1 protein-coding gene is annotated in these 4,316 nt (G+C 63.4%); it reads left to right on the plus strand.

Going from position 1 to position 4,316, the window contains the following annotated elements:
* The coding region (locus tag FFS57_RS24360; protein WP_137940420.1) for an RHS repeat domain-containing protein at positions 1–4,253 on the plus strand (4,253 nt) is incomplete at its 5' end.
* Between the last annotated feature and the right edge of the window lie 63 nt (positions 4,254–4,316).

Below are 4,316 nucleotides of genomic sequence, written 5' to 3' on the forward strand. Positions count from 1 at the left end.
GCAATGCGATTCATAGTTGGCAGTACTTCGATGCGGCTGGGCGGATGGTGGGCACCATCGACCAGAAGCGCATGTTGACCTTGTTGACCTATGATGCGCGCGGGAACAAGACCAGCGAGCAGCGCATGGGGAATGCGGTGCCGCAAGGTGTTGATCCTGCTTCCCTGACCGGGAACTTCAATGCCTTGTCTGCACTGGTCGGTACCCACCATGATGACTGGTTGACGACGTATACCTATGACGGGGCAAACCGCCTGCTGGCGCAATACGACCGCGGTACCCTGATCAACAAATATGCCTACGATGCCCTGGGTAACCGAAGCTTCACCCAGGATGGCAATGGTCGGACGACCCATAGCCTGTTCGATGGCAAGGGCCGACAGCTTAAAACGATAGGGGTGGATGGCAGTGGCACGGTGGCGCGTTACGATGCCGAAGGTAACCGCACCTTTGTGTATACCGGTGAAATGCCGAATCAGGCGGCACTGCCGACCAATGTGTTTGTGGAGCAGGGGGTGGCAGTCCGCATCAACTGGCAATTCGCCGATACCACGCCGGGTGGCCGCAGTTGGGTGGTGTATGACACGCATGCCAACGTTGATATCGATGCCTATGCCCATCGGATCGGTGAGCAGCTGGCGACTCAGGGCCACCATGTTGCCGAACTGCCCAAGCCGGTGCCGGGCACCCAGCTGTATTTCCGGGTGGTCAGCCAGGATGCGGCAGGCAACCTGACCTGGAGTGAAGAGCAGGTATTAACTGTTGCCGCGCAGTATGACCAAGTTGAAGTCCATGAGACCGGTACGGGTGGGGTGCGCTTCCGGGTGCATTTTGAAGCGGGGGTCAGCAACCCGACCCTTCATATCAATGGCGGGCCCGCGCTGACCTTGAGCCCGGTTGGTGGGGGCTATTTCCAGGTGGAGGACACGCAACCGCGCACGCTCAATCCGTCGTTCTCCTATATTGTCAAATGGCAGGATGCCAGCGGCAAGCAACAGACGGGTGTGATGCAGACCCTGTCGCCCGGCAACCAGCGCAGCACCCCTGCCAGCGCCATGACCCATGAGGTGGCCAACCCGCATGTCGGCGTTGCCAGCGACTATGTGTACAAACTGGTGTTGAACACCCGTTTCGACGCGGGACAGACGGCAGGCCTGCAACTGATCATGGCGGACTGGCGGCCGGTTGGGTCATCCGGCCCGGTGCGCACCACCAGCGTACTGGCGCGCGACAGCGGTCAGACGCAGCGTTATCAGCTGGTGGCAGGCAGCGCGGCCGAGCCGGTGGCGGTTGGCGATTACGACATTGTGCTGCGCGGCATGCGGGCGGATGGCAGCCTGGTGGAGCTGGATCGGTTCCAGTACCGTGTCACGGCGTTGCCGGCACCGTCACCCGACGCCGATCCATCCCAGCCGATCAGCTCGCCACCGATGCTGGTTCAGCATGTCAGCTGGCGCAACCCCCATGACGGCTTCACGGGCCAGTGGATTGTGGTGGATGGCCGGCTGCAGCAGGGCACCCAGCACGGAGAGACCACCATTCTGGAAGGCCGCGAGCTGAGTGTAGGCAGCCATGACCTGGACGTGTATTACACCCAGCAGGTGGCGCCGACCCGCGATGTGAATGTGACCGCCACACAGGCTACCCACCTGGAACAGGTGAACCAGTCAACGGGATACCGGCTGGATATCGATGCCAGCCTGCCGGCCGACCAGCGGGCCGCCACGGCCGGCGGTGTGTTCATCGCCTATGGCCGCTTTGGCAACCGCGTGCCGACCGACCCGCTGGCGGCCGGCTTCAGCCGCCAGGCACTGCAGGTCACGGGCGACCGGATCGCCGGCGGGGTGAGCGGGCTGGATCGGGATTTCTACAGCTACATCCTGTACGGGCTGGATGCGGCCGGCCAGGTGACCCTGCTGCAACAGGGCCAGCTGATCGTCAAGGCCGGGAGCGTCAGCAGCCATCACCCGATCGAATCGCGGTTGACGTATACCGAGCAGTTTGTGCAGGTCAATGTCGAACAGCCGACCCCGGATACCTACCATCTGGATTACGCCGTCACCTTCAGCGCGGCGGAAATGGCCAGCCTGCAGGGGCCGGTGACGGTCAGCTACCTGGATCGTACTGCGGGCGGGGTGCCGAAGACGGTGGTACTGAGCCGTGACGGCCACCAGTTCAAGGGACGACTGCCCGACCTGCGCGGGGTGCATGAACTGAAAGCCTATTACACCGACCAGTCTGGCCGCACGGTGATCGTCGACTGGCGCGAGCATGCGCCGGGGACCGGGTTCAGCAATCAGACCCATAGCACGGTGGTGGTGGCCAAAGAGCAGGGCATCCGTCTGGATAAGGACCCGGACGGACTGCACGTGGTCAACGGGGTGTACCTGGGCCCACAACGCGCCACCCAGCAGGCATTGGCGTTGTCGGTGCTGTCCTCTGGGCTGGGGGCGGGGCAGCGGCTGAGCGATGGCCGCAATACGGGGTATTACGTGGAAACCCGCTTCGACGCGCTGGGCCACAAGGTTGCCAGCAACGAAACTGACGGTATCTGGCGGGAATACGGCGTGGATCAGGCCGGCAATGCGGTGTCGACCACCCTGTACGACAAGGCGGGGGGGAGCTGGCAAGGCAACCAGCTGGCCGAATACGATGGCCGTGGGCGCAAGGTGGCGGAATGGGGTGCCGCCTATACCGCCCACAGCAGCAGCGAAGACACCACCGGCCACCGCCAGCGTGACGTGACCCGTTACCGTTACCACCGCAACGACCAGGTGACGGATCAGGTATCGCTGTACCGCGACCTGGCCGGCAATGGGTTTGACGGGGTGCTGGATAGCCAGGTGGCGACCCGGCAGCGGACGGTGTTCGATGCGGCCGGGCAGAAGGTGGCCAGCATCGATGCCTTGGGTAACACCGTACAGTTCCAGTATGACGAGGTCGGCCGCCAGATTGGCAGCGTCGATGCCCGTCGCTTCCGCAGCTGGCATCGCTACGATGGCTTGGGCAATCTGGTTGAGGAAGTCAACGGCGGCGGCGACCGCACCCAGTACGAATACGACACCCTGGGCCGGCGCACCGCCCTCATCGATGGCCTGGGCCGGCGGACCCAGCAGACCTGGTCGGGTGACCGCCTGCTGGCAAAAGGCGCGCTGCGTTTCGACTATGACGCAGTCGGCAACCGCATCGCCACCACCCAGCATGGGGTGCGGACTGTCCAGGACTACGATGGCCTGGGGCGGGTCATCGCCACCCACACCTGGGTCAATGGCGAAGAACGGATCGAACGCCGGGCCTATGACGTATATGGCAACCTGGTCGGCGACAGCAATCTGGCCGGCCATGGCAAAGCGTACAGCTATGGCGCCTTTAACCGCCTGCAGTGGCTGCGCGATGAAACCGGCCTGGTCACCTATTACGACTACGACGGCCTGGGCCGGCAGATTCGGGAACACAACCGCGAAGGCCGCGACATCCGCAAGGCCTACGACGCGGCCGGGCACCTGCTATCGGTGAAGGATGTCGGTATCGGCACCGAGACCCTGTACCGCTATGACGACACCGGCCGTAAGTTCCACGAACGGTTTGAGGGCCAGGGCCAGCGCCGTTACCTGGTGTATCAGTATGATGCGCAAGGCCGACAGGTGGCGTGGCGGGATTACCTCACCGACACCGCCAGCCGTAGCGAACTGGATGCCAATGGCAACCTGACCCGCATCTGGCACGATGGGGTGGGCCAGGCCTTTGACCGCCGTTATGAATTCGATGGCAACAACCGGGTCACCCGCGACAGCCACGGCGATGGCCGGCTGGTGCACGCCTTCCGTTACGACGCGGTCGGCAACCGCATCGAAGACCATGACGGCCAGCGCACCATCCATTACCGCTACGACGACCAGAACCGGGTCACCCAGGCCCGCTGGTACGGCAGCGTCAACGCGCAGGCGGCAGCGGCCGGGTTTACCGATCTGGGGGTGTTCAGTGGCATGCTCGGCATCACCGACCACACCCGTGACAGCGTGCAACTGTCAGCCGGCCCGCAAACGGTCACCCTGGATAGCGCCAGCCCCAAGACCCTGCGGTTGCTGGCGCAGCACTACCTGGGCGATGGCGAACTGTGGCAGCGGCTGACCGTGGCCGGCTGGTACAAACCGGCGGACACCACCCCGCGCTTCGATCGCAATGGCATCGAAATCCCGCCGACCGCATGTCCGGCGTACATTTTCATCTCGCCCACAGCGATTTTTCTGTGAAACAGTGGCAGCGTTTGCCGCTGTTTCGCTTAAAAATGCAGCAAATGTCAGCGCTTGCTGAGG

This window comes from Chitinivorax sp. B (assembly GCF_005503445.1).
Taxonomy (GTDB): domain Bacteria; phylum Pseudomonadota; class Gammaproteobacteria; order Burkholderiales; family SCOH01; genus Chitinivorax.